Genomic DNA, 24,304 nt, shown 5'->3' on the forward strand with positions numbered 1-24,304 from the left:
GGGCGAGGATCCGGGGGGAGAGGCCATGACACGGACACATTTCGACCTGACGGGGCACCGGGCGCTGGTCACGGGATCGAGCCTCGGGATCGGTCGCGCACTGGCCGAGGGGCTGGCTGAATACGGCGCCAGCGTGGTGCTGAACGCGCGCAACGAAACCCGCTTGCACGAAGCGGCAGACATCTTGCGCGGGCGCGGCTTCGATGTTGCGGAAGCGGCATTCGATGTCACCGACGCGGCCGCGGTGGAGACTGCCATCGCCCGGATCGAGGACGCCGAAGGTCCGATCGACATCCTGATCAACAACGCCGGAATGCAGTTCCGCGCGCCGCTCGAGGAGTTTCCGACTGACAAGTGGGACTTGCTGCTGGCGACCAACGTCACCAGCGCCTTCCTGGTCGGCAAGGCCGTGGCGTCGCGGATGATCACGCGCGGCGCGGGAAAGATCATCAATATCGCGTCTGTGCAGAGCGAACTGGCCCGCCCCGGTATCGCGCCCTATACCGCCACCAAGGGCGCCATCCGCAACCTGACCCGCGGGATGGCGACGGACTGGGCGCGGCACGGGCTGCAATGCAACGCCATCGCGCCGGGCTATTTCAAGACCCCGCTAAACCAGGCGCTGGTGGACGATCCCAACTTTACCGCTTGGCTGGAACAGCGCACTCCCGCAGGGCGTTGGGGCGATGTTGACGAACTGGTCGCCGCAGCGGTGTTTCTCGCCGGGCCGGGGTCTTCCTTTGTCAACGGGCACACGCTCTATGTCGACGGCGGCATGACCGCCTCCATCTGAAAAGGACAGCAAGATGACCGTAACCGTTACCGTTCTGGGCACCGGCCTGATGGGGGCGCCGATGGCGCGCAACCTGCTGAAGGCGGGGTTTCCCGTGCGCGTCTGGAACCGCAGCACCGCGAAGGCCGAGGCGCTTGCGCCCGACGGCGCCATCGTCTGTGCCGACCCGGCCGAGGCGGTGGCAGAAGCGGATTTCGTGATCACCATGCTCAGCGACGGCAGCGCGACCGGCGCGATCATCCATGACACGGGCGTAACGGACGCCCTGAAGGACGGCGCGACCTGGCTCGACATGAGTTCGACCAAGCCCGGCGAGGCGCGCGCTCAGGCCGAGTATCTGAAAAATCTGGGCTTCGATCACCTCGATGCGCCGGTTTCGGGCGGCACCAAGGGGGCCGAGGACGCAAGCCTTGCGATCATGGTCGGTGGCGATGCCGGGGTCTTCGACAGGGCGACGCCGGTCTTCGAGGCGATGGGCCGCCCGGTTCATGTCGGCCCGAGCGGCGCAGGGCAGCTTTCGAAACTCGCCAACCAGGCGATCGTTGCCGTGACCATCGGCGCGGTGGCCGAAGCGATGCTGCTGATCGAAGAAGGCGGGGCCGATCCGGCGGCGGTGCGGCGCGCGCTCAAGGGCGGGTTTGCGGACAGCGTGATCCTGCAGCAGCACGGTCAACGCATGACCCAACGCAATTTCGTACCAGGCGGTCTGTCCAAGTTCCAGGTCAAGGACCTGGACAACCTGCTCGAGGAGGCTGCGAGCCTCAACTTGACACTGCCGACTTCGCAACACATCCGCGACCGGTTCGTGGCCTTCTGCACCGAGATGGACGGCGCCGAAAAGGACCATTCCGGCCTTTACCTCGAACTGCGCCGGCAGAACGGCATGGACAAGGACTGAACGATGACCAACATCCTGATCCTCGGCGGCGGCGGCATGATCGGCCAGAAACTGGCGCATCACATCGCCCGCGAGGGCTGGCATGGCCAGCCCGCCAGCGTGACCCTGCACGACATCGCCTTTCCGCCCGATGGCGCCCCTGCGGCGCAGCGGATCACCGGCAGTCTGGCCGATACGGACGCGGCGGAGAAGCTGGTCGCCAGCCGCCCCGACGTGATCTTTCACCTCGCCGCCATCGTGTCGGGCGAAGCCGAACAAGCGTTCGACAAGGGCTGGCAGGTCAACATGTTCGCCACCTGGAACCTGCTTCAGGCGGTGCGGGCCGAACATGAGGCGAGCGTCGGCAGCTATCGGCCGCGGCTGGTGTTTTCTTCCTCCATCGCCGTCTTCGGCGCGCCGTTTCCCGAGCGGATCGACGACGAGTTCCTGACCGCCCCGCTGACGTCCTACGGCGCGCAGAAGGCCTGCTGCGAGCTGATGGTCAGCGATTTCAGCCGCAAGGGCTTCGTCGATGGCGTCTCGATCCGCCTGCCGACGATCTGCGTCCGGCCCGGCACGCCGAACAAGGCGGCCTCGGGGTTCTTTTCCGGCATCATCCGCGAGCCCCTGAACGGGCAGGAGGCGATCCTGCCTGTACCCGACAGCGTGCGCCACACCCACGCCTCGCCGCGTTCGGCCGTCGGCTTCCTGGTGCGGGCTGGAACGATGGATCTCGATCCCCTGGGTGCAAGGCGCAGCCTGAACATGCCCGGCTTGTCCTGCACCGTGGCCGAGCAGATCGAGTCCCTGCGCGAGATCGCGGGCGCCGATGTCGTGGCGTGCATCAAGCCAGTGCCGGATGAGGCAATCATGAAGATCGTCGAGGGCTGGCCCCGCGACTTCGATCCGAGCCGTGCCAAAGCGTTGGGGTTTGAGGCCGAAACCGATTTCGCCCAGATCATCCGCACCTACATCGACGAGGACATGACCGCCGGCTGATCGCTTCGCAGGTTGCGTTTGAGGTGGTCATGGATCGCCGCGCGCAGCGCGTCGGCATCCTTGGTCAATGCCGTTTCGACGATGCGCTGATGTTCGCTCACGTTGCCGGGGAAGTAGCCGTAGTTGCGCTCCTTGCTGACCAGTTGCTGGCGGAACTGGTCATAGATCGACTGAAAGGTGCGGATCAGGAACGGCGAGTCGCAGGCCGAGACGAGGGTTTCGTGGAATTCCCATTCCGCCCGGCACCACGGGATCAGGATCGGCTCGATCTCGCCCGTGTTCCTGATCTGTGTCTCGATATGAAGCAGCTTGTGATGAGCGGCGGTCAGGCGGGCTTCCCATTCGATTCCGCCCCGCACCATCGACTGCGTCGCGCCTTCCTGTTCGAGCGTGATGCGAAAGGTCGTCAGGTCGTGTTGCCGCTGCGGGCTGGCAGGGCTGGCGCGAAACCCGCGTTGGTCCTCGAACAGGACGAGGCCGACGGTAGACAGCCGGAACAGCACTTCGCGGATCGTGTTCGCCGAGCACCCGTAGGCCACGCGCAGATCGGCCGGTTTCATCTTCGCGCCCTGGCGAAAACCGGCCATCGTCAGTTTGATCCGAAGATCTTCATAGATATCGCGCGTGTCCTGGCGTGTGAGCCGCGGGGCGTTCTGGTCCTGTGATTTCATTTTCTTGAAATAACCCAAAAATTTCAAAATTCAAAGAATTTCAGAATTTTTGTTGTCGGGTCAGACCTCGGTTGCTACAGTTTTCGAACGCAGCCCGCCAAGCGCTCGCAGAAACCGCAGGGCAGCACTGACAAATCGTCTGGGAGGACATCATGAAGATTTTGACAAGAACGGCTTGTGCCGTGGGTGCCGCGGCGTTGCTGTCGGCCACTGCCATGACGGCATCGGCACAAAGCACGCAACTGCGGATTCAGACCCACTATGCGCCGGAAACGGTATCGGGAAAACTGGCCGCCGAGTACGTGGACAACGTTCAGACCATGTCCAACGGCGAAATCTCGATCGAGATGTTCTATTCGTCCTCGGTCGTTAAATCGGTCGAAACCTTCGACGCCGCGGCGACCGGCATCCTCGATTGCGACATGACGGGCGGAGCCTACCAGACCGGCAAGAACCCGGCCTTCCAGTTCGTCGGCGACATCATGGGCGGCTATTCCACCCCGTATCAGCAGCTGAGCTGGCTCTACTATGGTGGCGGTCTGGACGCGGCGCAGGAGCTTTACAACAAGTATGACATGCAACTCGTCGGCTGGTGGGTCTACGGGCAGGAAAGCCTGGCCTCGACCAAACCGATCGCGGGCATCGCCGACCTCAAGGACTGGAAATTCCGCTCGCCTCCGGGGATGGAGACCAAGATCTTCGAGAAACTGGGCGCCAAGCCGATCGTGATGGATTTCACCGAGATCTTCACCGCGCTGGAAACCGGGATCATTGATGGCGCGGACGCCTCGGGCCTGGCGAATAACGTGGGTCTCGGTCTCTACGACCTCGGCAAGTTCACCAACTACCCGGGCTTCCACTCGATGCCCTCCGATCACCTGGCCTGCAACAAGGCCAAGTGGGACGCGATGCCCGAACATCATCGCCGCATCATGTCGGTCGCAATGGAATCGCTCGCCCTGCGCACCGCGCTGACCTTCGAGAAGAAGAACGCCGAAGCCGCCGCGCAACTGCGCGAGCAGGGGGTGACCCTGTCCGAATGGTCGCCTGAAGACCTGCAGGCCTTCCGCAATGCCGCGCAGTCGACCTGGCCCGAATTCGCGACCACGCCCGAGGCGCAAGCCCTGGTCGAGGCGCATCTCTCCTATCTCGATCAACTGGGTCTCGTGTCAAAGTAACGACGCGCCCGATGGGCGGCCGTTGCATCGGCCGCCCGTTTCGTTTCACCTGACAGCACGAGGGCACCATGGTCGAACATGAGCGCACCGGATGGGTCGACGCGATTACCTGGCGATTCAGCCGGGCGGCGATGATCCTGCCGGCCATAATCGTTGCGATCATGTTCTACGAAGTGATCATGCGCTACGTGTTCGAAAAGCCGACGCTGTGGGTGAACGAGGCGTCGCTCTGGCTGGGCGGAATGATCTATTTGTTCTCCGGCCTCTACGCCATGCAGCAGCGCAGCCATATCCGGATCTTCATCCTTTACGATGCGGTTCCGCGACCCTGGCGCAAGCTGTTCGACGTGCTGTCGACGCTGGCGATCATCATCTTCTGCGTCGCGGTCATCTGGGGCGGGTTCGGCGAGGCTTATGCCAAGTTCATGCGCTGGGAGCGGTTTGGAACCGCGTGGGATCCACCGATTCCCGCGACGATGAAACCGCTGATCCTGATCACTCTCACATGGGTCACGATCCAGGCCGTCTCCAATCTCTACCACGATTGGGACAAGGACCCGGAATCGCACGATGTGACCGACGACATCGACATCGCAATCGAAGAAGTGAAACGCGCACAGGCCAAGGTCGAGAAAGACCAGGCCTGACGCCGCCGGGAGCCCGTCATGGATATCGGAACGATCTCGCTGGTTCTCCTGATCGGCATGCTCGCCCTGCTGGCGATCGGGATGCCGCTCGGCTTCGCCTCGGGTTTCCTGGCCGTTGTGGTCATGGTGATGAAGTTCGGCCCCGATCTGCTGTTCAGCAACTTCGGGACCGGTCCGCTGAACATTCTGGCGCAACGGATGTACGGGCTGACCACCGACTACGTGCTGATCTCGGTGCCGCTCTTCATCCTGATGGCGACGTTGCTCGAACGCTCCGGCATCGCGCGCGACATGTACTCCTCGCTCTCGGTCTGGCTGAACCGCACCCGCGGCGGCATCGCGCTGGTCACGTCGCTGATGGCGGTGGTCATGGCGGCGATGTCGGGCATCATAGGGGGAGAGGTCGTGCTGCTGGGCCTGATCGCGCTGCCGCAGATGCTGCGGCTGGGCTATGATCAGAACCTCGCCATCGGCACGATCTGCGCCAGCGGATCGCTCGGCACGATGATCCCGCCCTCGATCGTGCTGATCTTCTACGGACTGATCACCGAAACCTCGATCCACGCACTGTTCAAGGCGGCGTTCGTCCCGGGCTTCATCCTCGCGGCGTGCTACATGATCTACATCATCGTTCGCACCCGGATCAATCCGGACCTCGCCCCCTTGCCCGAGCCGGGGCCGAACGACATGACCGGCCCGCAGAAACGTGTTTATGGCAGCGCGCTGCTGTCGATGATCGCCATTCTCGTGCTCAGCGTGACGCTGGTGCGCTCGGGCTTCCTGATCGCGATGGACCGGGTGGACGAACAGACGTCGATCCTGTCCTCGACGCAGATGATCACCCGGGGTCTGATCGTGGCGGCGCTGTTGGCCTACCTGATGATCGTCGTCAAACCGGCGCGGGTTGTGGCAGCGTGGCATGTGGGCAAGGGCCTCCTCGCGCCGATGCTGGTGGTCGGCGTCGTGCTGGGCTCGATTTATGGCGGCATAACAGGCATCACCGAGGCGGCGGGCATGGGAACCGTGGCGGTTCTCGTCCTCATCATCTTGCGCGGGGAATTCTCGTTCACGCTGGTGCGCGAGGCGTTGATGCGCACCTTCAAGTCGACCGGCACGATCATCTGGGTCACCTTCGGCGCGACCGCGCTTGCGGGCGCCTATACGATCGCGGGCGGGCCGACCTATGTCGCCAACCTGATCGTCGGATACGAGTTGCCGACGCTGGGCGTGCTGGCCGTGATGATGATCATCTTCCTGTTTCTCGGCGCGTTCATGGATTGGGTCGGGATCGTGCTGCTGGTCATGCCGGTCTTTCTGCCCATCGTGCTGAAACTGCCGATCGACGAGATCGGCGTCTTCGCACCGCTGGTCGCGGATCCTCGTTTCCTCTCGGTCTGGTTCGGCATCCTCTTCTGCGTGAACATGCAGGTGTCCTTCCTGTCCCCGCCCTTCGGGCCGGCGGCCTTCTACCTGAAATCCGTAGCGCCGCCGCACATTTCGCTGCCGGATATTTTCCGCGGATTCCTGCCTTTCATCGCGATCCAGCTGTTCGTTCTGATGCTGATCCTGTTCTTCCCGGAACTGACGATGTTCTTCAGATGACTCAATACCCGGTGACATTCCGTGTTGACGCCTGACCAGATCGCCCGATTTCGCCGCGACGGCTATCTGGTCGTCGAGAACATTCTGGACCAGGCGCGCGTGCTCGACCCGGTACGCGCGGAATACGCCGTGCTGATGGACGATCTTTACGAAGGTTGGCTTGCCAAGGGGCGGGTGCCCGACGACGTGGCAGGGTTCGAGGCCCGTCTTCTAGCGGCTTACGCGGCCGGCTGCGACTGGTTCCAGCCGATGGACATTTCGCTGCCGGGCGATCGCATCACGATGGACACGCCGATGCATTTCGGTCCGGCGGTGTTTGACATGGTGACCGATGGCCGCTTGCTCGACCTCGTCGAGACGCTCATCGGACCCGAGATCACCTCGACCCCGATCCAGCATGTGCGCATCAAGCCGCCCGCCAAACAGCTGGCACCGGGCGAAGCCCGTGCGCATGTCGGCGGCACCGATTGGCACCAGGACCGCGCCGTGGCGCTTGAGGAAGCCGACCAAACCGAGATGGTCACCGTCTGGATCGCCGTCACGGACGCGACGGTCGAGAACGGCTGCCTTCAGGTCATTCCGCACAGGCACGACCGGATGCTTCCACACTGCCCGAAGACGCAGACCGCCATTGCCGACGGACATGTGGACGAACGTCACGCGGTGCCGCTGCCGGTGCGGTCGGGCGGTGTCGTGATCCTCGATCCGCTGGTGCCGCACGCCTCGCTGCCCAACCTTTCGGACGGATTGCGCTGGTCCTTCGATCTGCGCTTCAACAGGACAGGGCAGCCCACCGGCCGCGCACATTTCCCCGAATTCGTCGCCCGCTCGCCCCGCGCGCCGGAAACGGTGTTGACGGACTGGCGCGCATGGCGCGATCTCTGGCGCGAGGCAAGGGCGCGGCTGTCCGTGCAGCCTCATATCGACATTCACCGCTGGCGGTCGGATTCACCGTCGTGCGCGTAACCCGACGAGGACAAGATGCAAAAGGCGATCCGACTGGACCCGGACGACAACGTGGTGACGGCGACCCGGGCGCTCGAGGCTGGAACCGATGTGGACGGCATTGCAACTTGCAGCCTGATCCCCTCGGGCCACAAGATCGCGACCCGCGCCATCGCCAAGGGCGAACAGGTGCGCAAATACGCCCAGTTCATCGGACTGGCGTCGCAGGACATCGTGCCGGGAGAGCATGTGCACACCCACAACGTGGATTTCAGCGCGACCGATGCGGATTATGAATATGGCACCGACATGCGTCCGGTTCCTCCGGTCGCCGATGCGGACCGGGACAGCTTCATGGGCTATCGCCGCGTGACGGGACGGGTCGGCACGCGCAACTACATCGCCGTCGTCACTTCTGTGAATTGCTCGGCCACTGCCGCACGTCGTATCGCCGATGCGTTCGGCCGCGAGGAACTGGCCGCCTATCCCAATGTCGACGGGGTGGTCGCTTTCGTGCACGGCACCGGCTGCGGCATGGCCGGAGATGGCGAGGGGTTCGAGGCGCTGCAACGGGTCATGTGGGGCTATGCGCGCCACCCCAACCATGCCGGTGTCCTGATGGTCGGCCTGGGCTGCGAGATGAACCAGATCGACTGGCTGCTCGAGGCTTACGGTCTGAAACAGGGACCATTGTTCCAGACCATGAACATCCAGTCCGTCGCCGGATTGCGGCGCACGGTCGAACTGGGGATTGAAAAGGTCCGTGCGATGCTGCCGCTTGCCAACGAGGCGCGGCGCGAACCCTGTCCGGCGTCCGACCTGATGGTGGCGTTGCAATGTGGCGGCTCGGATGCGTGGTCGGGCATCACGGCCAACCCGGCGCTGGGATACGCTTGCGACCTATTGGCCGCCCAAGGCGGCACCGGTGTTCTGGCCGAGACGCCCGAGATCTATGGTGCAGAGCACCTCCTGACCCGGCGCGCGGTCGATCGCGCCACGGGAGAGAAGCTGGTCGGGCTGATCCGCTGGTGGCAGGATTACACCGCGCGCAACAAGGGCAGCATGGACAACAACCCCAGCCCCGGCAACAAGAAGGGTGGCTTGACCACGATCCTCGAGAAATCGCTTGGCGCTGCGGCCAAGGGCGGTACCAGTCCCTTGACCGGCGTCTACAAGTATGCCGAGCCGGTCACGGCGCGCGGCTTCACCTTCATGGACAGTCCCGGATACGATCCGGCCAGCGTCACCGGGCAGATCGCGGGCGGTTGCAACCTCGTCGTGTTCACGACCGGGCGCGGCTCGGCCTTTGGCTCCAAGCCTGCGCCGACGATCAAGGTGGCCACCAACACCGAGATGTTCACCCGCATGACCGAAGACATGGACATCAACGCGGGCGACATCCTGACGGGCGACTCGACGGTCGAAGCCAAGGGTCGCGAGATCTACGAGATGATCCTGCGGGTCGCCTCCGGAGAGGCGTCGAAATCCGAAGCGCAGGGTCTTGGCGACTATGAGTTCGTGCCCTGGCAGATCGGGGCGGTAATGTAACGGGCTTGCCGGGGCCGGCCTGATCGCATGCAGGTGCGCCGCGTTTCTCGAACATCCCGTGCCGCTGCTGGTCGGACCAGTGCCGCGGTGGCGAAGCACCATGCAGGACGCACCGCGGCGAATGGACAAACTCTGGACGCAAAACAGAAAGGGAGAATGAAAGATGAGCAAACCACGTATCGGGTTTATCGGGCTGGGTCTGATGGGAGCGGCGATGGTCGGGAGGCTGCAATCGCTTGGCTATGATCTGACCGTTCTGGGCAACGTGACCCGCCACCGGATCGACGCCGCCGTGGCCGCCGGTGCGACCGAGGCGGCCAATCCGCGCGAGCTCGCCGCGGCATCGGACATCGTCATGCTGTGCATGGACACGTCGGACTCCGTCGAGGCGCGGATGCGGGGCGATGACGGCGTGATCACCGGGCTGACGGCCGGGACCATCGTCATCGACTTCGGCACCTCTCTGCCCGGATCGACCAAGGCGCTGGGAGACGAGGTCGCCGCGGCCGGTGCGGTCTATCTCGACGCACCGCTCGGACGCACGCCCTCGCACGCGGTCGACGGGATGCTCAACATCATGTGCTCGGGCGACAAGACGGCCTTCGACACCGTCGAACCGGTGCTTCAGGATCTCGGCGAGAACGTCTTTCACCTCGGCGCGCTGGGGAACGGGCATACGATCAAGCTGATCAACAATTTCTTCGCGATGACCACCGCCAACGCCATGGCGGAGGCGTTCGCGATGGCCGACCGCGCCGGAGTGTCGCGTGAGCAGCTTTACAACGTGATGTCCGCGGGGCCGCTGAAATCTGGCATGATGGATTTCATCAAGGCCTATGGCGTCGATGGCGATCCCAATATGCTGGCCTTCTCGGTCCGGAACGCAGCCAAGGATGTGGGCTATTACGGCACGATGGCCAAGGATCTTGGCGCGGCCACGATCATGTCGAACTGCGCCCGCGAGGCGCTGGGGACGGCGATCGAGGAGGGCATGGGAGACGCCATGGTGCCCGAAATGGTCGACTTCTTTGTCAAGCGCTTCGACAAATAGGCCATGGCCGGCCTGACCGCCCAGGTTCGGCAGGATCGCGCCCAGCTCGGCATTGCGATGATGCTGGGCGCGTACATGCTGTTCGCGGCGGTCGATACCTCGGTGAAATGGCTGGTTCTGGCAGGATTCCACGCCTTCCAACTCGCCTTCATGCGCTATCTCGGGCATTTCCTGATATCGCTCGTGCAGATCGGACGGGGCGGGGTCACTTTCGCCCGGTTCGGATCGGGCCACGTCGGTCTGGTCCTGCTGCGGGCAAGCTTCCTCGTGGCCTCGACCGTGTTGAACTTCATTGCACTGAACTACCTGACGCTCACGGTCACCTCGGCGATCATGTTTTCGGCACCGATCATCCTCTGCGCCCTGTCTGTTCCGCTTTTGGGCGAGCGGGTCGGCCCTTGGCGCTGGTTCGCGATCTTCCTCGGCTTCGCGGGGGTCCTCGTGATCATCCGCCCGTTTGATGAAACCTTTCACTGGGCGGCGTTGCTGTCGGTCGGAAACGCCTTCTCGATGGCTTTCTACTCGGTTCTGACCCGGCGTCTCGCGGGCCTGATCGCGGCGGAGACGATGCAGCTTTATGCCGGGGCGCTCGGAACGGTCGTGCTGTTTCCGCTGGCCGTGATGACGTGGCAAACGCCCGATACCGGGCTCGACTGGGCGCTGATGCTGGGGCTCGGGCTCTGGGGCTGGGCCGGGCACGAGTTGCTGACCCGCGCGCATGGCTTCGCGCCGGCGAACACGTTGATGCCCTATACCTATTCCTTCATGATCTATCTGACGATCACCAGCTATGTGGTTTTCGGCAACGTGCCGGACATCTACACCCTGATCGGCGCTGCCATCGTGGTCTTTTCGGGGCTGCTGATCTGGCAGCGCGAGCGGGCGCTCGGATTGCGCAGATGAATGCTCCAATCGATGCGCCGGACGGAAAGGTGTGACTCTGCCGCTCGTTTCAGGCAGCCTGTGCCCATGACGCGCGACTTCCTGCACTCCGATCCGGCCAAGATAGGTCCAGCGTTGCGTGGAGTCCGGTCATGCTGACTTTCGCTGCGGCCGTGTTCTTTCTCATCATCACGCCGGGGCCGGGCGTTCTCTCGACCGCCGGCGTCGGCTCCGGCTTCGGCGCGGCGGCGGGAACCCGCTATGTTGGCGGCCTGTTCATCGGCACCAATCTCGTCGCGCTGGCGGTGGTCAGCGGGCTTGCCGCCCTCCTTCTCGCGGACACGCGGCTGCGGACCGCGCTGTTCGTGCTGTCGGTCGCCTACCTGTTCTATCTGGCGACGCGGATCGCCTTTGCCGGCTCGAACCTGGCCTTCATCGAACGGCAGCGACCGCCCGGAGTTCTGGGCGGCATCGCGCTTCAGGCCATCAATCCCAAGGCCTATGCGGTGAACACGACGCTGTTTACCGGCTTTTCCTTCTTGCCGCAGAGCCTGCTGGCCGAAACCGCGCTCAAGTTCGTGATCATCAACGCGATCTGGGTGCCGATCCACTTTCTCTGGCTCTGGGCGGGGATCCGTCTGGGACAGCTCGACCTTCCGCGCCGGATGCACATGGCGATCAACGGCGCGATGGCGGTGTCGATGCTGCTGGTCGTCGGGCTCGCAGTGGCGGCGCAGGTTTGGGGGTGATCCCGCATGGCCTCAAAAAGGTTCAAGGCTAAACAAAAAGACATGCATTCTGCAGGGGGGAGCTATGCAACAGACAGTCTACGCAACGTCACCTTGGCATGTTAGGGCGTGCGCGAGGGAGCGGACCATGATGCGACAGTGCGAGTTTGCCCTGTGGAACTTTTGATAGTTCAACGTTAAACAAATTCAAAACGCTCTGCTGTGAGGCGAGGGAGAGGAACACAAAATGGAACAAGTCAAGGACATCGACCCGGTCGAATCCCAGGAGTGGCAGGAGGCGATCGAGGATGTGATCGAGCGCGATGGTGCCAACCGCGCGCATTTCCTGCTCGACAAGGCGGTTCAACAGGCCCGCGCCGCCGGCGCCAACCTGCCGTTCTCGGCAACCACCCCGTATCAGAACACCATTCCGGCGGACGATCAGGAGCCGTTCCCCGGTGACATGGACATGGAATGGCGCATCCGCACCATCAACCGCTGGAACGCTATGGCCACGGTCGTGCGGCGCAACAAGGTCAGCAGCGAATATGGCGGCCATATCGCCAGTTTCGCCAGTTCCGCCGTCATGTATGATGTCGGGCTGAACCATTTCTGGCGCGCGAAATCCGCCATTCACGGCGGCGATCTTGTGTTCTTCCAGGGTCACGTGATCCCCGGGATCTATGCGCGCTCCTTCATGGAAGGCCGTATCAGCGAAGCGGAACTCGAAAACTTCCGGTCAGAGGTCGATGGCAAGGGCCTGTCGAGCTATCCGCACCCGTGGCTGATGCCCGACTATTGGCAGTTCCCGACCGTGTCGATGGGCCTTGGCCCGCTCATGGCGATCTATCAGGCGCGGTTCATGAAATACATGCACAACCGCGGCCATATCGATATGGCCGACCGCAAGGTCTGGTGTTTCCTTGGCGATGGCGAGATGGACGAACCGGAAAGCCGGGGCGCCATCGACCTTGCCGCGCGAGAAGGGCTCGACAACCTGATCTTCGTCATCAACTGCAACCTGCAACGGCTCGACGGGCCGGTGCGCGGCAACGGCAAGATCGTCCAGGAACTCGAAGGCGATTTCCGCGGCGCGGGCTGGAACGTCATCAAGCTTCTCTGGGGCAAGGGCTGGGACGAACTGCTCGAGAACGATTCGACCGGACGCCTGCGCCAGTTGATGGATGAAACCGTCGACGGCGATTACCAGACCTTCAAATCCAAGGACGGCGCCTATATCCGCAAGCATTTCTTCGGCAAGTACCCGGAAACCGCGGCGCTGGTCGAGGACTGGACCGACGACCAGATCTGGGCGCTGCGCCGGGGCGGGCACGACCCGGAAAAGGTCTTTACCGCCTTCAAGCGCGCCAGCGAGAACAAGGGCCAACCGACCTGCCTGTTGGTCAAGACGGTCAAGGGCCACGGCATGGGCACCGCTGGCGAGGGGCAGAACACCACCCACCAGCAGAAGAAGCTGAACGAGGAGCAATTGCGTGCCTTCCGCGATCGTTTTCAGATCCCGGTCAGCGACGAGGATGTCGGCAAGGCACCTTTCGTGACGCTGAACAACGCGCAGAAGGCCTATCTTGCGGATCGGCGCAAGGCGCTCGGCGGTGCGTTCCCGCAGCGCCAGGCGACCAGCGACAAGCTCGACATCCCGGAGTTGGCCAAGTTCGACGGCCAGCTCAAGGGCACAGGGGATCGCGAGATTTCGACCACGATGGCCTTTGTGCGCATCCTGACGACATTGCTGCGCGACAAGAAGGTCGGCAAGTACGTGGTGCCGATCGTGCCCGATGAAAGCCGCACCTTCGGCATGGAAGGGCTGTTCCGCTCGGTCGGGATCTACAACCCGCTGGGGCAGAACTACACGCCCGAGGACCGCGAGCAGATGTCCTACTACAAGGAAAGCACCGACGGGCAGGTGCTGCAGGAAGGCATCAACGAGGCCGGTGCCATGGCCGATTGGATCGCGGCGGCGACGTCCTATTCCAACCACGGCGTGCCGATGATCCCGTTCTTCATCTACTATTCGATGTTCGGCTTCCAGCGGATCGGCGACCTGGCCTGGGCGGCGGGCGACAGCCGGGCGCGCGGCTTCATGCTGGGCGGCACCGCCGGGCGCACGACGCTGAACGGCGAGGGCCTGCAGCATGAGGATGGCCACAGCCACATCCTTGCGAGCACCATTCCCAACTGCATCAGCTATGACCCGACCTTCCAGTACGAGGTCGCGGTGATCGTGCATGACGGGCTGAGGCGCATGTATGTCGAGCAGGAGGACGTTTATTTCTACCTGACCCTGATGAACGAGAACTACGCCCATCCGGACATGCCGATGGGGGTGGAAGACGACATCATCAAGGGGCTCTACCGGTTCCGCGAAACGCCGAAACCCGGCGAGCGGCACGTCAACCTGATGGGCTCGGGCACGATCCTCGTGCAGGCGCTGAAGGCGGCCGAGATGCTGGAAGAGGATTTCGGCGTGACCAGCGACATCTGGTCGGCGACCTCGTTCAACGAGTTGGCGCGCGAGGGTCAGGATTGCCTGCGTCACAATCGGCTGAACCCGCTGGCGGAGGAGCGCGTGCCCTTTGTGACGCAGCAATTGAGCAAGGCCAAGGGCCCGGTGATCGCGGCGACGGATTACATGAAGAACTTTGCCGAACAGATCCGGGCGATGGTGCCGGGGGATTACACCGTGCTGGGCACGGATGGCTACGGGCGGTCCGACAGCCGGGTCAACCTGCGCCGCTTCTTCGAGGTGGACGCGAACCACATCGCGGCGGCGGCGATGGAACGGCTGTTCCGCGCCGGTCACGTGAGCCGTGACGAGATGGAATCGGCCCTGAACAAATATGACATCGACGGCGCCAAGCCGAACCCCCGCCTGGTTTGAGAACGGGCACGAGGAGACAAGAGAATGACGACTGAAGTGAAAGTGCCCGATATCGGCGATTTCGGCGACGTGCCGGTGATTTCGATCCTGGTTGAGGTGGGCGACATGATCGCGCTGGAGGATCCACTGATCGAGCTGGAAAGCGACAAGGCGACGATGGAAGTGCCAAGTTCGGCTGCCGGCAAGGTCAAGGAGATCAAGGTCAAGGAAGGCGACAAGGTGTCCGAGGGCGCCGTGATCCTGCTGATCGAGGAAGAAGGGGGGGCGGCCGAAGCCGCCGTCGAGGCGGCTCCGGCCGCGGCCGCCCCGGAGAAGGCAGCGCCTGCCGAGGCCCCAGCGCCGGCGGCGGCGCCAGCTGTGACCGATGCGGGGTTCGGAAAAGTCCATGCCAGCCCGTCGGTGCGCGCCTTCGCGCGTCAACTCGATGTCGATCTGGCGAAGGTCAACGGTACGGGGCGCAAGGGCCGCATCCTGCGCGAGGATGTCACCAAGTATCTCAAATCGGCCGTGGCGCCGGCCGCTGCAGGAGGTGCCGTGCAGGGCGGCATGGGCATTCCGCCGATTCCGCCGGTCGATTTCAGCAAGTTCGGTCCGGTCGAAGAGATCGAGATGCCGCGCATCAAGAAGCTGTCCGGCCCGGCGCTGCATCGCAGCTGGCTGAACATTCCGCATGTGACCCACAACGAAGAGGCCGACATCACCGAGTTGGACCAGTATCGGCGCGAGTTGGATGCGCAGGCCAAACAGGACGGTTATCGCGTGACGCTCTTGTCGTTCGTGATCAAGGCGTCTGTGTCGGCACTGAAAACCCATTGGGAGGTGAACAGCTCCATTCATCCCGACGGCGACAAATTGATCAAGAAGGATTTCTACAATATCGGCTTCGCCGCGGACACGCCGAACGGGCTGGTGGTGCCGGTGATCAAGGATGCCGACCGTAAGGGGATCGTGCAGATCAGCAAGGAATTGGGCGATCTCAGCGCGCTCGCCCGCGAGGGCAAGCTCAAGGGGCCGGACATGTCGGGCGCGACCTTTACCATCTCGTCGCTGGGCGGAATCGGCGGCACGTCCTTCACCCCGATCGTCAACGCGCCTGAAGTTGCGATCCTGGGTCTGACACGGTCCAAGATGGCGCCGGTCTGGGATGGAGAGGCCTTCGTGCCGCGCAACATGCAGCCGCTGTCGCTGTCCTACGATCATCGCGCCATTGACGGCGCCTTGGCGGCGCGGTTCTGCGCCACGCTGAAATACCTGCTCGGCGATGTGCGCCGGCTGATGCTGTAAGGGGCGCGCGCAATGGAAGTTCAAGTTCCCGATATCGGCGACTTCACCGATGTGCCGGTGATTTCGATCCTGGTCAGTGTCGGCGACACGGTGGCCGAGGAAGACCCGCTGATCGAGCTGGAAAGCGACAAGGCGACGATGGAAGTGCCATCGCCGGCAGCTGGCGTGGTCAAGGAAATCAAGCTGGATGAAGGCGACAGGGTCTCCAAGGGCAGTGTCATCCTGGTGCTGGAGGGGGCGGCGTCCGGCGCCGCCGTCGAGACGGCGCCGGACGCGGCTGCGCCGGCAGCCCCGGCTGCCGTCGCAGCGACCGGGGGGGCGACGGGCAAGGGCGAGCAGCATGCCGAAATCGTCGTTCTGGGCTCCGGCCCCGGCGGTTACACGGCGGCGTTCCGCGCTGCCGATCTGGGCAAGTCGGTCATCCTGATCGAGCGCAACCCGACCCTGGGTGGTGTCTGTCTGAACGTCGGTTGCATCCCGTCCAAGGCGCTGTTGCACGCGGCCAAGGTCATCACCGAGACCGAGGAGATGGCCGACCACGGGATCAGCTTTGCCAAGCCGAAGATCGATCTGGACGCCCTGCGTGGCTGGAAGGACAGCGTCGTCGGCCAGTTGACCGGCGGTCTGGACGGGTTGGCACGGGCACGCAAGGTCAAGACCGTGCGCGGCACCGGCAAGTTCACCGGCCCGAACATGATCGCGGTCTCGGGGCCTGATGGCGATACCACCGTCAGTTTCGATCAGTGCATCATCGCGGCGGGGTCCGAACCGGTCAGCCTGCCCTTCATCCCGCAGGATGATCCGCGGGTGATGGACAGCACCGGTGCGTTGGAACTGGCCGATATCCCCAAGCGGATGCTGGTGCTGGGTGGGGGTATCATCGGGCTGGAAATGGCCTGCGTCTATGACGCATTGGGCAGCAAGATCACCGTGGTCGAGTTCATGGACCAGCTGATGCCGGGGGCGGACAAGGACATGGTCCGCCCGCTGCACAAGCGCATCGAGGGGCGGTACGAGAACATCCTTCTTAAGACCAAGGTGACCGCGATGGAGGCCCAGAAGAAGGGGTTGAAGGTCACATTCGAGGACGACAAGGGCGAGGTCAGGACCGACATGTTCGATCGCGTCCTGGTCGCCGTGGGCCGCAAGCCCAATGGCAAGCTGATCGATGCCGAGGCCGCGGGCGTGGCCGTGGACGAACGCGGCTTCATCGCCGTGGACCACCAGCAACGCACGGGGCAGAAGCACATTTTTGCCATCGGGGACGTGGTCGGCCAGCCGATGCTGGCGCACAAGGCGGTGCATGAAGGCAAGGTGGCAGCCGAGGTCGCCGCCGGGCACAAGCGGGCCTTCGATGCACAGGTGATCCCGTCGGTCGCCTATACCGATCCCGAAGTCGCCTGGGTCGGGTTGACCGAAACCGAGGCCAAGGCCAAGGGCATCAAGGTCGAGAAGGGCGTGTTTCCATGGGCAGCATCGGGGCGGTCCTTGTCCAACGGGCGCAGCGAGGGCATGACCAAGCTGCTGTTTGATCCGGAAGACGACCGGGTGATCGGCGCGGCCATCGTGGGCACCAACGCGGGCGACCTGATCGCAGAGGCCGCGCTGGCCATCGAGATGGGAGCGGATGCCGTCGATCTTGGCCACACGATCCACCCGCACCCGACGCTGAGCGAAACCATCAATTTCGCGGCCGAGATGTTCGAGGGCACGATCACCGACCTGATGCCACCGAAGAAGCGCAAATAGGCGCTTAGCCTCTTCGCCCGGACGTGGCCGCATCGAATGCGGTCACGAGTCCGGCGGCGCGCGTAGCGATATCGCTTGCGCTGCGGCCCGGCGCATAGAGCGCGGTTCCGATGCCGAACCCGTCTGCGCCGGCCTCCAGCCACGTTCCGATGTTGGACGGATCGACGCCCCCGACGGCGAAAACCGGGGTGGCGGCAGGCAGGACGGCGCGCATCGCCTGCAGCCCGGCCGGTCCCGCCAATCCGCCGGGAAACAGCTTTAGGGCGTCCGCGCCTGCGCGCAGGGCAGTGAAGGCTTCGGTCGGGGTGAAGACACCCGGCCAGCTTTGCAAGCCCTGCTCCTTGCTGCGCGCGATCACTGCCGGGTTGCAATCGGGCGAGACGATCAGGCGCGCACCGCAGACGGAGACCGCGTCAACTTCGCTGACGCTCAGCACCGTCCCGGCCCCGATCAGGGCCGTATCGCCGCAGGCATCCACCATGGCCGCGATGCTCGTCAGGGCGTCTGGACTGTTCAGCGGTACCTCGATCCGGTCGATGCCCGCATCGATCAGCGCCCGCGTGACGGGGACTGCATCCGGCGGTGTGATACCGCGGAGAATGGCGATCAGAGGCCGGCTCATAAGGCGCGATGGGCGGCGGTCAGCCCGGCCAGTGTCATGCGATCGCCATCGGCGACCGTGGCGGGCACGCCCTGCAACTGCAACGCCCGGACATAGGGCGCGGCCGTCTCGCTCGCGCCGATCACGGCGACCTGTTGGCCCAGCCAGTACGCCCGGCTCGCGGCCAGGTCCGCCCCGATCAACAGACCCGAGAGCCGGGCCCGCGCGGTGTCGGGCGGGCAGCCGTTCAGCAGGTCGTCAGCGCGAAGGGCGAACAAGGCGGCGGCCAGCCGTTCGGGCCGCGACCGGGCCTGATCGAGCGCCGCGGCGAAGGCATCCTCGTCCCAGCCGGTTTCGGCAATGGAATGGCGCAGCGTCGAGTGGCGCGCCAGCAGGGCGAAAAGCTCTCCCGTCAGCGCGGTCTGGAAGCTGACGACCTCCCCGGCACTGACATGCACCCATTTCGTGTGGGTTCCGGGCAGGCAGATCACCCCGTCCCAGCCCTTGTTGAGCGCAAGGAAACCGGCAATCTGGGTCTCTTCTCCGCGCATCACGTCGGGCGGGCTGGCCTGTTTCATGCCCGGCACGATCCACAGCCTGACTCGCGTGTCGATTGCCGGGGACCGCACTGCCGCTGCGACCGGCGGGGCAGTGGGCACGGCCACATAGGGTACTTCGTGCCACCCCTGCCGCGCGCCGACCATGCCGCAGGCCACGATATCCATGCCGTCCGGACCGATCCAATCGCCGGCAAGGCGCAGCAACGCGGGTTCGAATGCGTCAGGCGTCAGGCCGGTCAGACCGTCCTCGCTTTGCCGCTGCTCGCGCGCGGTCGCACCCTGCATCGCCCAGACGCGCAGGCGGCTCGTGCCCCAATCGACGGCGATCCAGTCTGGTGCTACCTGCACCATCAGCCCGTTCCCACGACGCCGCCATCGACGACCATGCACTGGCCCGTCATCATGGCGCTGGCCTGCGAGGCCAAGAACAGAACGGGCGCGACCATGTCGTCGGGCATGAGGTGCCGCTTGAGGCATTGCCGGTCCATGTGCGCAGCCAGCGCCTCGGGCGTGGCCCAGAGATCACGCTGGCGCTGGGTCAGAACCCACCCCGGCGCGATGGCGTTCACACGGATGTTCTCGGGGCCGAGTTCCCGCGCAAGGCTGCGCGTCAGACCGGTGATCGCGGCATTGGCGGCGGTATAGGCCGGGTATCCCGCGTTGCCCATCATGTAACTGATCGAGCTGAAGTTGATGATCGCGCCACCGCCCGCAGCCGCCATTGCATCCGCGACGGCCTGGCAGGAAAAGAAATAGGCCTTGAGATTGACCGCCAGCAGCGCGTCCCAGGAGTCGGGCGTGACCTCGCGTAACGTGTGGCGCAGGTCATGGGCAGCGTTGTTGACCAGTATTGTGACGGGCCCGTGCGCTTCGGCGGCCTCGGCGAGGGCAGAGCGCAGGCGGTCCGTGTCGGTGATGTCGCCTTGCAGAAACAGCGGAGCGTTGCCGTGCCGCTCCTGCATCCGCCCGACGAAATCGCCGGCATCCGAGCGCCCGATGAAGGCGACGCGCGCGCCCTGCGCTAGGAAGCCGTCGGTCAACGCGGCACCGATTCCCGCCCCGCCCCCGGTGATGAAGACCGAGGCACCGTCGAGGTCGGGAAACCGTGCAGGGGCAGGCGTCTGCATGAGGGGCTCTTGGGTCTTGCGCAGATGGTGGATCAGCCGACCACGTCGCCGATCAAGATCTGCGGCGTGGTATCTGTGAAGTTCGGGATATCCGCCATCACGGGGGCCGATACCTTCATCGCCTTGCCCATCGCTTCCTGGTCGGCAAAGACGATCGTCGCGACCGCATAGAGAGAGGGTGGCGTATCCGGCCCGCCCGCGACACCTTTCGTTACCAGAGTGCTCTGGATGTGCGGACCCATATGTTCGCCGACCAGCGCCATGTGTGTGGTCAGGTAGTAATCGTAGTCGAACTTGGTGTCGTCACGGATCGGATACATGACCTGGAGAGAGACCGGCATAGATTTTCCTTTTTCGGTGTGCAGGATACATCTGGAGACATTAACACCGCGGGTCGACACGATGTCAAAGCATGCTTGGCCGGCGGTTCACGTGGACAGAGGGAGGCGACGTTTGACACGAGGCTCGGAAAGTAGCCATGCGCCGCCGTGCAGCGCGACGGCGCCCACGCAGGACATCGCAAGATGCCGCGAACCGGGCGGGGGCACCTGATGCCGGCCCGATCGCCCCGTCATGGCGCTGTCTATGTGCAGAGCCTGGCCGAGGATCTGCTGGCGCAGGGATTCAGCGAAGCCGAGGTGTTCCGGGACTTTCCGTTCGGTCCCGAGATCCTCGGCGAGAGGAATCCCGTCGCCGAGTTTTCAGACATCGCGGCTTTTTTCGAACACGCCGCCGAACTGACCGACGACGACACGCTTGGTTTCCGGCGTGGCGAGGTACGCGAAATGCGTCGGATCGGGCTGTTGTGTTATGTCGGGATATCGTCGCCGACCGTGATGGATTTTATCAAGAACATCGCGCGCTACCGGCGCGTGTTCACCGACGCGCTGGAGATCGATGTGCAGCATCTCGAGGACCGTGGAGAACTCCGCTGGTCCTTCGCGGTGCCCAGCACGGTGGGGCGGCGGCAGTACGTGGAATTCGGCGCGTCGGGCATCGTCGCCGCGATCCGACAGGCGACGCAGACGAGGATTGAACCGCTCAACGCCCGTTTCCGCCATGCCCGGAACACCGATGTGGCGATGGTGGAAAGTTTTCTTGGATGTCCCGTCCAGTTCGGCACGGAGGTGAACGCGTTCCAGTTCGCCGCCGGGGACCTTTCGCTGCCGCTGTCGACCTCGGACGACCATCTGTTCGATATGCTGCAGGGCTATGCCGAGGATGCGCTGCAACGCTCGGCCCCGGCCACATCCTCGCTCGTCGTGCGGGTCGAGCGCGAGATCGCCGACCGGCTGGCTTCGGGCGAAGCCGTGCAGGACATCGTGTCCCGCGCCATGGGAATGAGTGCGCGCACCTTGTCGCGCAGACTGGCCGAGGAGGATACGACCTTTTTCTCCATCCTTGACAACCTGCGCCATTCGCTCGCCATCACCTATCTCTCCAACCCTGACCTGCGGCTGCGGGAGATCGCCTTCCTGCTCGGTTATTCCAGCCTCGCAGCCTTCCATGATGCGTTCCGCCGCTGGACCGGGACCAGCCCCGGAAAATTCCGCGACAGGGAGACATGACAGGTTCAGGCCGACGGAGTGGGAAGATCATGCTTGCCAAGACGGTGGCGGGAGGGGGAACCGCGAGGATGCAAGGGAGACGACCGTGAAGACGATCAAGGCCGGGCACCGTTCCTGGCGTAGTTCACCGAAGACGAGGTGCCGTCAAACACGTGGCCGACGATCAAGATATAGGTGGGCAACTGCGGCTACAAGGACGTGCGGGTGCCCAGCTGGGATGCACGGGTCATCGATCGCGCGACGGCGGCGGAATCGGTCGACTTCTGGGACACGTTCAAGGGGGGCACCGCCTGGAACTGGATCGAAGTCACCGAAGTTTCGTATTACCTGCAGGGCCAACTGGTGGCGTTGCGCCCGGCCTGTGACGCGTCCCTTCGCCGGCTCTGACACTGACGTGGCGGCGAACCGCAGGGCGCTGGGGCTGTGAGCGGGGTGGGGGCTCTGCCCCCGTCCCTGCGGGACTCCCCCGGAGTGTTTGCACGAAGATGAAGGGTGAAGAGTCGCTCGGGAGGGGAGAACAGATATGGGAATAGCAGAATCAGGTTGGGGATGGTCGGCGGCGGGCAGGGTGCATTCATCGGAAACATGCACCGGATCGCCAGCCGGATCGACGGAGGTTCGAATTGGTGGTGGGGTGTTTTTCAGCCATGGTGGCGAAATTGCGCTGCGTCGGCCGATCTCGGGTTCGGCGCGTCGCGGGGCAATGACGACGTCACCGTGATGGCGCAGCGGGCGGCGCGGTTGACGCAGGGGATGGAGACGGTGGCCATCGTCGCGCCGAACCACATGATTGCCCGGTGGCGCGCGAATTCCTGAAGCGAGGAATCCATGTCATCTGCGACAAGCTGCGGTCCACGCGCCTGGGCGAGGTGAAGAGGATGGCCGACACGGTGCGCAGATCCGGGGCGTTTTTCGGGCTGACCCTCCGAGACTCGAATCCGTGTGTGCGGACATGCAGAGCTTCGTCCCGGGGCTTCGGCTGGAAAACAATGCTCATGTGTTGCTGAGGTTTCACGGCGGCGCGTGCGGTGTTTTCTGGTCGAGCCAGGAGGCGGCCGGCAACCAGAACGCCTTGCGACAAAGGACTTTCGGCGCGAAGGGTGAACTGGAATCGACAAAGGAGACTCAGAACCCGCTTGGGTGACCCCCTATGGTGCGCCCCCGCAAAAGCTGACTCGCGCTCATGCCGCCAGCGGCCTGGCTGCCGCCCGTGTGAGCCGCTTGCCGCCCGGCCATCGCGAAAGGAAACTTGTGGCTATCGTCACGATCTGCGGTAAAGCGGCCCAAGCGATCCGGCCTCGTCGGGAAGGTAAGAAGCTCGCTGAGGAGGTCGAGTTTTCGGATGTGGCGGACGGATTGGCGGGCATGGCTTTCGGGGGCGCCTGCATCAGATCTTCGACCAGGGGCGGTGCGTGGACCAAGATCAGCGATTGAAAACCGCGTCCGACTTACCACGCCGATCTGCGTGGCTGGCGTCTCCCGACCGGGGCTGGCCAAACCGGCGGAGCGATGATAGGTGAGTCATGTTAGCGCTAACCTTCCTGCGGACCGGCCAAGCGCGCCCGCCAGAGCGAAAAGGACCACATGTCATGCCAGTCAGACTCGCCATCAACGGTTTCGGACGGATCGGCCGATGCGTGCTGCGCGCCTGGATCGAAAGCGGGCGCAAGGATGTCGAAATCGTCGCGATCAACGACCTCGCGCCGCTCGACATGAATGCGCATCTTCTACAGTTCGACTCGGTACACGGACCTCTGACCGCGCCGGTTTCCATCGAAGACGGCGCGCTCGTCGTCGCGGGTCACCGGATCCGCGTCACGCAGGAGCGCAGCCCGGACAGCCTGTCCTGGCAGGACGTGGACATCGCGTTGGAATGCACCGGCATCTTCAAGGCGCGCGACAAGGCAGCGCACTACCTCGAGGCGGGGGCGAACAAGGTGTTGATCTCGGCACCGGGAGAGGGGGCTGACCGGACCGTGGTCTATGGCGTCAACCATGATGGGCTGGGCGCGGCGGATCGGATCGTTTCCAACGCCTCCTGCACCACCAACTGCCTCGCACCAGTGGCTAAGGTGCTGGATGACGCCTTCGGCATCGCGACGGGCTACATGACCACGGTGCACAGCTATACCGGCGATCAGCCAACTCTGGACACGGCGCATTCGGATCCTTACCGCGCCCGCGCCGCGGCTCTTTCGATGATCCCGACCTCGACCGGAGCGGCAAAGGCCGTCGGCTTGGTGCTGCCGCAATTGCAGGGCAAGCTCGACGGCTCGGCGATCCGCGTGCCAACGCCGAATGTCTCGGTCGTCGATCTCTGCTTCATGCCCGAGCGGGCTGCCACAGCCGAAGCGGTCAACGCCGCCCTGCGCGCGGCCGCGGACGGCCCGCTGGCGGGCGTGCTCGGTGTCAGCGATTTGCCGCTCGTCTCCTCCGATTTCAACCACAATCCGCTGTCTTCGATCGTGGCCAGCGCCCAGACCCATGTGGGCGAGGGCGGCCTTGTGCGCGTGCTTAGCTGGTATGACAACGAATGGGGCTTTTCCAACCGGATGCTCGACACCGCGATGGCGATGCACGACGCGGGTTGACCGG

24 protein-coding genes are annotated in these 24,304 nt (G+C 64.1%); 19 read left to right on the forward strand and 5 right to left on the reverse strand.

The annotated features are described in order from the left end of the window. Positions 1-25 precede the first annotated feature (25 nt). From JF290_RS07085 to denD, 3 genes are read left to right on the forward strand one after another with little or no spacing between them, the layout of a single operon-like run. Positions 26-793, forward strand: coding sequence for an SDR family oxidoreductase (locus JF290_RS07085; RefSeq protein ID WP_199024144.1), 768 nt, complete (start codon positions 26-28; stop codon positions 791-793). A 13-nt stretch (positions 794-806) separates the two neighbouring features. Then, positions 807-1,691, forward strand: coding sequence for an NAD(P)-dependent oxidoreductase (locus tag JF290_RS07090; protein WP_199024145.1), 885 nt, complete (start codon positions 807-809; stop codon positions 1,689-1,691). 3 nt (positions 1,692-1,694) lie between these two features. After that, complete coding sequence (gene denD / locus JF290_RS07095) at positions 1,695-2,669, forward strand: D-erythronate dehydrogenase (protein ID WP_199024146.1); 975 nt, start codon at positions 1,695-1,697, stop codon at positions 2,667-2,669. On the opposite strand, the gene JF290_RS07100 is transcribed toward denD, so the two are convergent. Then, positions 2,639-3,340 (reverse strand): GntR family transcriptional regulator, encoded by a 702-nt coding sequence (locus JF290_RS07100; protein WP_199024147.1) that lies wholly within the window; start codon positions 3,338-3,340, stop codon positions 2,639-2,641. The two genes, denD and JF290_RS07100, sit on opposite strands and share 31 nt — an antisense overlap. A 152-nt stretch (positions 3,341-3,492) precedes the next feature. Between JF290_RS07100 and JF290_RS07105 the strand changes: the two genes are divergently transcribed. The 11 genes from JF290_RS07105 (at position 3,493) to lpdA (ending at position 17,853) form a co-directional block, all read left to right on the forward strand. Further along, on the forward strand, positions 3,493-4,518 hold the full coding sequence (locus tag JF290_RS07105) for a TRAP transporter substrate-binding protein (protein WP_199024148.1): 1,026 nt from the start codon (positions 3,493-3,495) through the stop codon (positions 4,516-4,518). A 68-nt stretch (positions 4,519-4,586) separates the two neighbouring features. Beyond that, entirely contained in the window at positions 4,587-5,165 is a 579-nt protein-coding gene (locus JF290_RS07110) for a TRAP transporter small permease subunit (protein WP_199024149.1), read from the forward strand. Positions 5,166-5,183: 18 nt separating this feature from the next. Beyond that, on the forward strand, positions 5,184-6,767 hold the full coding sequence (locus tag JF290_RS07115; RefSeq protein ID WP_199024150.1) for a TRAP transporter large permease: 1,584 nt from the start codon (positions 5,184-5,186) through the stop codon (positions 6,765-6,767). 21 nt (positions 6,768-6,788) lie between these two features. Continuing rightward, positions 6,789-7,733, forward strand: coding sequence for a phytanoyl-CoA dioxygenase family protein (locus JF290_RS07120; protein ID WP_199024151.1), 945 nt, complete (start codon positions 6,789-6,791; stop codon positions 7,731-7,733). A gap of 15 nt (positions 7,734-7,748) precedes the next feature. After that, positions 7,749-9,260: a UxaA family hydrolase gene (locus JF290_RS07125; protein ID WP_199024152.1), complete on the forward strand. Its 1,512-nt coding sequence runs from the start codon at positions 7,749-7,751 to the stop codon at positions 9,258-9,260. 163 nt (positions 9,261-9,423) lie between these two features. Next, on the forward strand, positions 9,424-10,311 hold the full coding sequence (locus JF290_RS07130) for an NAD(P)-dependent oxidoreductase (protein WP_199024153.1): 888 nt from the start codon (positions 9,424-9,426) through the stop codon (positions 10,309-10,311). Positions 10,312-10,314: 3 nt separating this feature from the next. Next, positions 10,315-11,214, forward strand: a complete 900-nt coding sequence (locus JF290_RS07135) for a DMT family transporter (RefSeq protein ID WP_199024154.1) — start codon at positions 10,315-10,317, stop codon at positions 11,212-11,214. Positions 11,215-11,345: 131 nt separating this feature from the next. After that, positions 11,346-11,942 (forward strand): LysE family translocator, encoded by a 597-nt coding sequence (locus JF290_RS07140; RefSeq protein WP_199024155.1) that lies wholly within the window; start codon positions 11,346-11,348, stop codon positions 11,940-11,942. A gap of 226 nt (positions 11,943-12,168) precedes the next feature. After that, a complete protein-coding gene (gene aceE / locus JF290_RS07145) occupies positions 12,169-14,820 on the forward strand; it encodes a pyruvate dehydrogenase (acetyl-transferring), homodimeric type (RefSeq protein ID WP_199024156.1) in 2,652 nt (883 codons plus the stop codon). Positions 14,821-14,844: 24 nt separating this feature from the next. Further along, a complete protein-coding gene (aceF, locus tag JF290_RS07150) occupies positions 14,845-16,104 on the forward strand; it encodes a dihydrolipoyllysine-residue acetyltransferase (protein WP_199024157.1) in 1,260 nt (419 codons plus the stop codon). A 12-nt stretch (positions 16,105-16,116) separates the two neighbouring features. Further along, entirely contained in the window at positions 16,117-17,853 is a 1,737-nt protein-coding gene (gene lpdA / locus JF290_RS07155) for a dihydrolipoyl dehydrogenase (protein WP_199024158.1), read from the forward strand. A 4-nt stretch (positions 17,854-17,857) separates the two neighbouring features. On the opposite strand, the gene JF290_RS07160 is transcribed toward lpdA, so the two are convergent. From JF290_RS07160 to JF290_RS07175, 4 genes are read right to left on the reverse strand one after another with little or no spacing between them, the layout of a single operon-like run. Beyond that, positions 17,858-18,475 carry a 2-dehydro-3-deoxy-6-phosphogalactonate aldolase gene (locus tag JF290_RS07160; protein WP_199024159.1) on the reverse strand — a complete coding sequence of 206 codons (618 nt, stop codon included), beginning with the start codon at positions 18,473-18,475 and terminating at the stop codon, positions 17,858-17,860. Further along, entirely contained in the window at positions 18,472-19,365 is an 894-nt protein-coding gene (locus tag JF290_RS07165; protein WP_199024160.1) for a 2-dehydro-3-deoxygalactonokinase, read from the reverse strand. The genes JF290_RS07160 and JF290_RS07165 overlap by 4 nt, the downstream gene beginning before the upstream one ends. Then, positions 19,365-20,141, reverse strand: a complete 777-nt coding sequence (locus JF290_RS07170) for an SDR family NAD(P)-dependent oxidoreductase (RefSeq protein ID WP_199024161.1) — start codon at positions 20,139-20,141, stop codon at positions 19,365-19,367. Before JF290_RS07170 ends, JF290_RS07165 begins: the two co-directional genes overlap by 1 nt. A 32-nt stretch (positions 20,142-20,173) precedes the next feature. Beyond that, the gene (locus tag JF290_RS07175; RefSeq protein ID WP_199024162.1) at positions 20,174-20,482 is read right to left on the reverse strand and encodes an EthD family reductase; all 309 of its coding nucleotides are present in this window, start codon (positions 20,480-20,482) and stop codon (positions 20,174-20,176) included. 183 nt (positions 20,483-20,665) lie between these two features. Between JF290_RS07175 and JF290_RS07180 the strand changes: the two genes are divergently transcribed. From JF290_RS07180 to gap, 5 genes are all read left to right on the forward strand, one after another. Beyond that, positions 20,666-21,709: an AraC family transcriptional regulator gene (locus JF290_RS07180; RefSeq protein WP_199024163.1), complete on the forward strand. Its 1,044-nt coding sequence runs from the start codon at positions 20,666-20,668 to the stop codon at positions 21,707-21,709. A 204-nt stretch (positions 21,710-21,913) separates the two neighbouring features. Continuing rightward, positions 21,914-22,096 (forward strand): hypothetical protein, encoded by a 183-nt coding sequence (locus JF290_RS07185; RefSeq protein WP_199024164.1) that lies wholly within the window; start codon positions 21,914-21,916, stop codon positions 22,094-22,096. Between the two features lie 198 nt (positions 22,097-22,294). Continuing rightward, a complete protein-coding gene (locus JF290_RS19470) occupies positions 22,295-22,525 on the forward strand; it encodes a hypothetical protein (protein WP_233155189.1) in 231 nt (76 codons plus the stop codon). Next, positions 22,500-22,853 carry a Gfo/Idh/MocA family protein gene (locus tag JF290_RS19810; RefSeq protein ID WP_425503925.1) on the forward strand — a complete coding sequence of 118 codons (354 nt, stop codon included), beginning with the start codon at positions 22,500-22,502 and terminating at the stop codon, positions 22,851-22,853. The genes JF290_RS19470 and JF290_RS19810 overlap by 26 nt, the downstream gene beginning before the upstream one ends. Before the next feature lie 445 nt (positions 22,854-23,298). Beyond that, the gene (gene gap, locus JF290_RS07195; protein ID WP_199024165.1) at positions 23,299-24,300 is read left to right on the forward strand and encodes a type I glyceraldehyde-3-phosphate dehydrogenase; all 1,002 of its coding nucleotides are present in this window, start codon (positions 23,299-23,301) and stop codon (positions 24,298-24,300) included. Positions 24,301-24,304 lie beyond the last annotated feature (4 nt).

The sequence above is a fragment of the Sedimentitalea arenosa genome (assembly GCF_016428585.1).
Classification (GTDB): Bacteria; Pseudomonadota; Alphaproteobacteria; order Rhodobacterales; family Rhodobacteraceae; genus Sedimentitalea; species Sedimentitalea arenosa.

Coding starts and splice junctions, on each gene's coding strand:
- JF290_RS07085 (WP_199024144.1), top strand. CDS start 26: ATGACACGGACACATTTCGACCTGACGGGGCACCGGGCGCTGGTCACG.
- JF290_RS07090 (WP_199024145.1), top strand. CDS start 807: ATGACCGTAACCGTTACCGTTCTGGGCACCGGCCTGATGGGGGCGCCG.
- denD (WP_199024146.1), top strand. CDS start 1,695: ATGACCAACATCCTGATCCTCGGCGGCGGCGGCATGATCGGCCAGAAA.
- JF290_RS07100 (WP_199024147.1), bottom strand. CDS start 3,340: ATGAAATCACAGGACCAGAACGCCCCGCGGCTCACACGCCAGGACACG.
- JF290_RS07105 (WP_199024148.1), top strand. CDS start 3,493: ATGAAGATTTTGACAAGAACGGCTTGTGCCGTGGGTGCCGCGGCGTTG.
- JF290_RS07110 (WP_199024149.1), top strand. CDS start 4,587: ATGGTCGAACATGAGCGCACCGGATGGGTCGACGCGATTACCTGGCGA.
- JF290_RS07115 (WP_199024150.1), top strand. CDS start 5,184: ATGGATATCGGAACGATCTCGCTGGTTCTCCTGATCGGCATGCTCGCC.
- JF290_RS07125 (WP_199024152.1), top strand. CDS start 7,749: ATGCAAAAGGCGATCCGACTGGACCCGGACGACAACGTGGTGACGGCG.
- JF290_RS07130 (WP_199024153.1), top strand. CDS start 9,424: ATGAGCAAACCACGTATCGGGTTTATCGGGCTGGGTCTGATGGGAGCG.
- JF290_RS07135 (WP_199024154.1), top strand. CDS start 10,315: ATGGCCGGCCTGACCGCCCAGGTTCGGCAGGATCGCGCCCAGCTCGGC.
- JF290_RS07140 (WP_199024155.1), top strand. CDS start 11,346: ATGCTGACTTTCGCTGCGGCCGTGTTCTTTCTCATCATCACGCCGGGG.
- aceE (WP_199024156.1), top strand. CDS start 12,169: ATGGAACAAGTCAAGGACATCGACCCGGTCGAATCCCAGGAGTGGCAG.
- aceF (WP_199024157.1), top strand. CDS start 14,845: ATGACGACTGAAGTGAAAGTGCCCGATATCGGCGATTTCGGCGACGTG.
- lpdA (WP_199024158.1), top strand. CDS start 16,117: ATGGAAGTTCAAGTTCCCGATATCGGCGACTTCACCGATGTGCCGGTG.
- JF290_RS07160 (WP_199024159.1), bottom strand. CDS start 18,475: ATGAGCCGGCCTCTGATCGCCATTCTCCGCGGTATCACACCGCCGGAT.
- JF290_RS07165 (WP_199024160.1), bottom strand. CDS start 19,365: ATGGTGCAGGTAGCACCAGACTGGATCGCCGTCGATTGGGGCACGAGC.
- JF290_RS07170 (WP_199024161.1), bottom strand. CDS start 20,141: ATGCAGACGCCTGCCCCTGCACGGTTTCCCGACCTCGACGGTGCCTCG.
- JF290_RS07175 (WP_199024162.1), bottom strand. CDS start 20,482: ATGCCGGTCTCTCTCCAGGTCATGTATCCGATCCGTGACGACACCAAG.
- JF290_RS07180 (WP_199024163.1), top strand. CDS start 20,666: ATGCCGCGAACCGGGCGGGGGCACCTGATGCCGGCCCGATCGCCCCGT.
- JF290_RS19470 (WP_233155189.1), top strand. CDS start 22,295: ATGCACCGGATCGCCAGCCGGATCGACGGAGGTTCGAATTGGTGGTGG.
- gap (WP_199024165.1), top strand. CDS start 23,299: ATGCCAGTCAGACTCGCCATCAACGGTTTCGGACGGATCGGCCGATGC.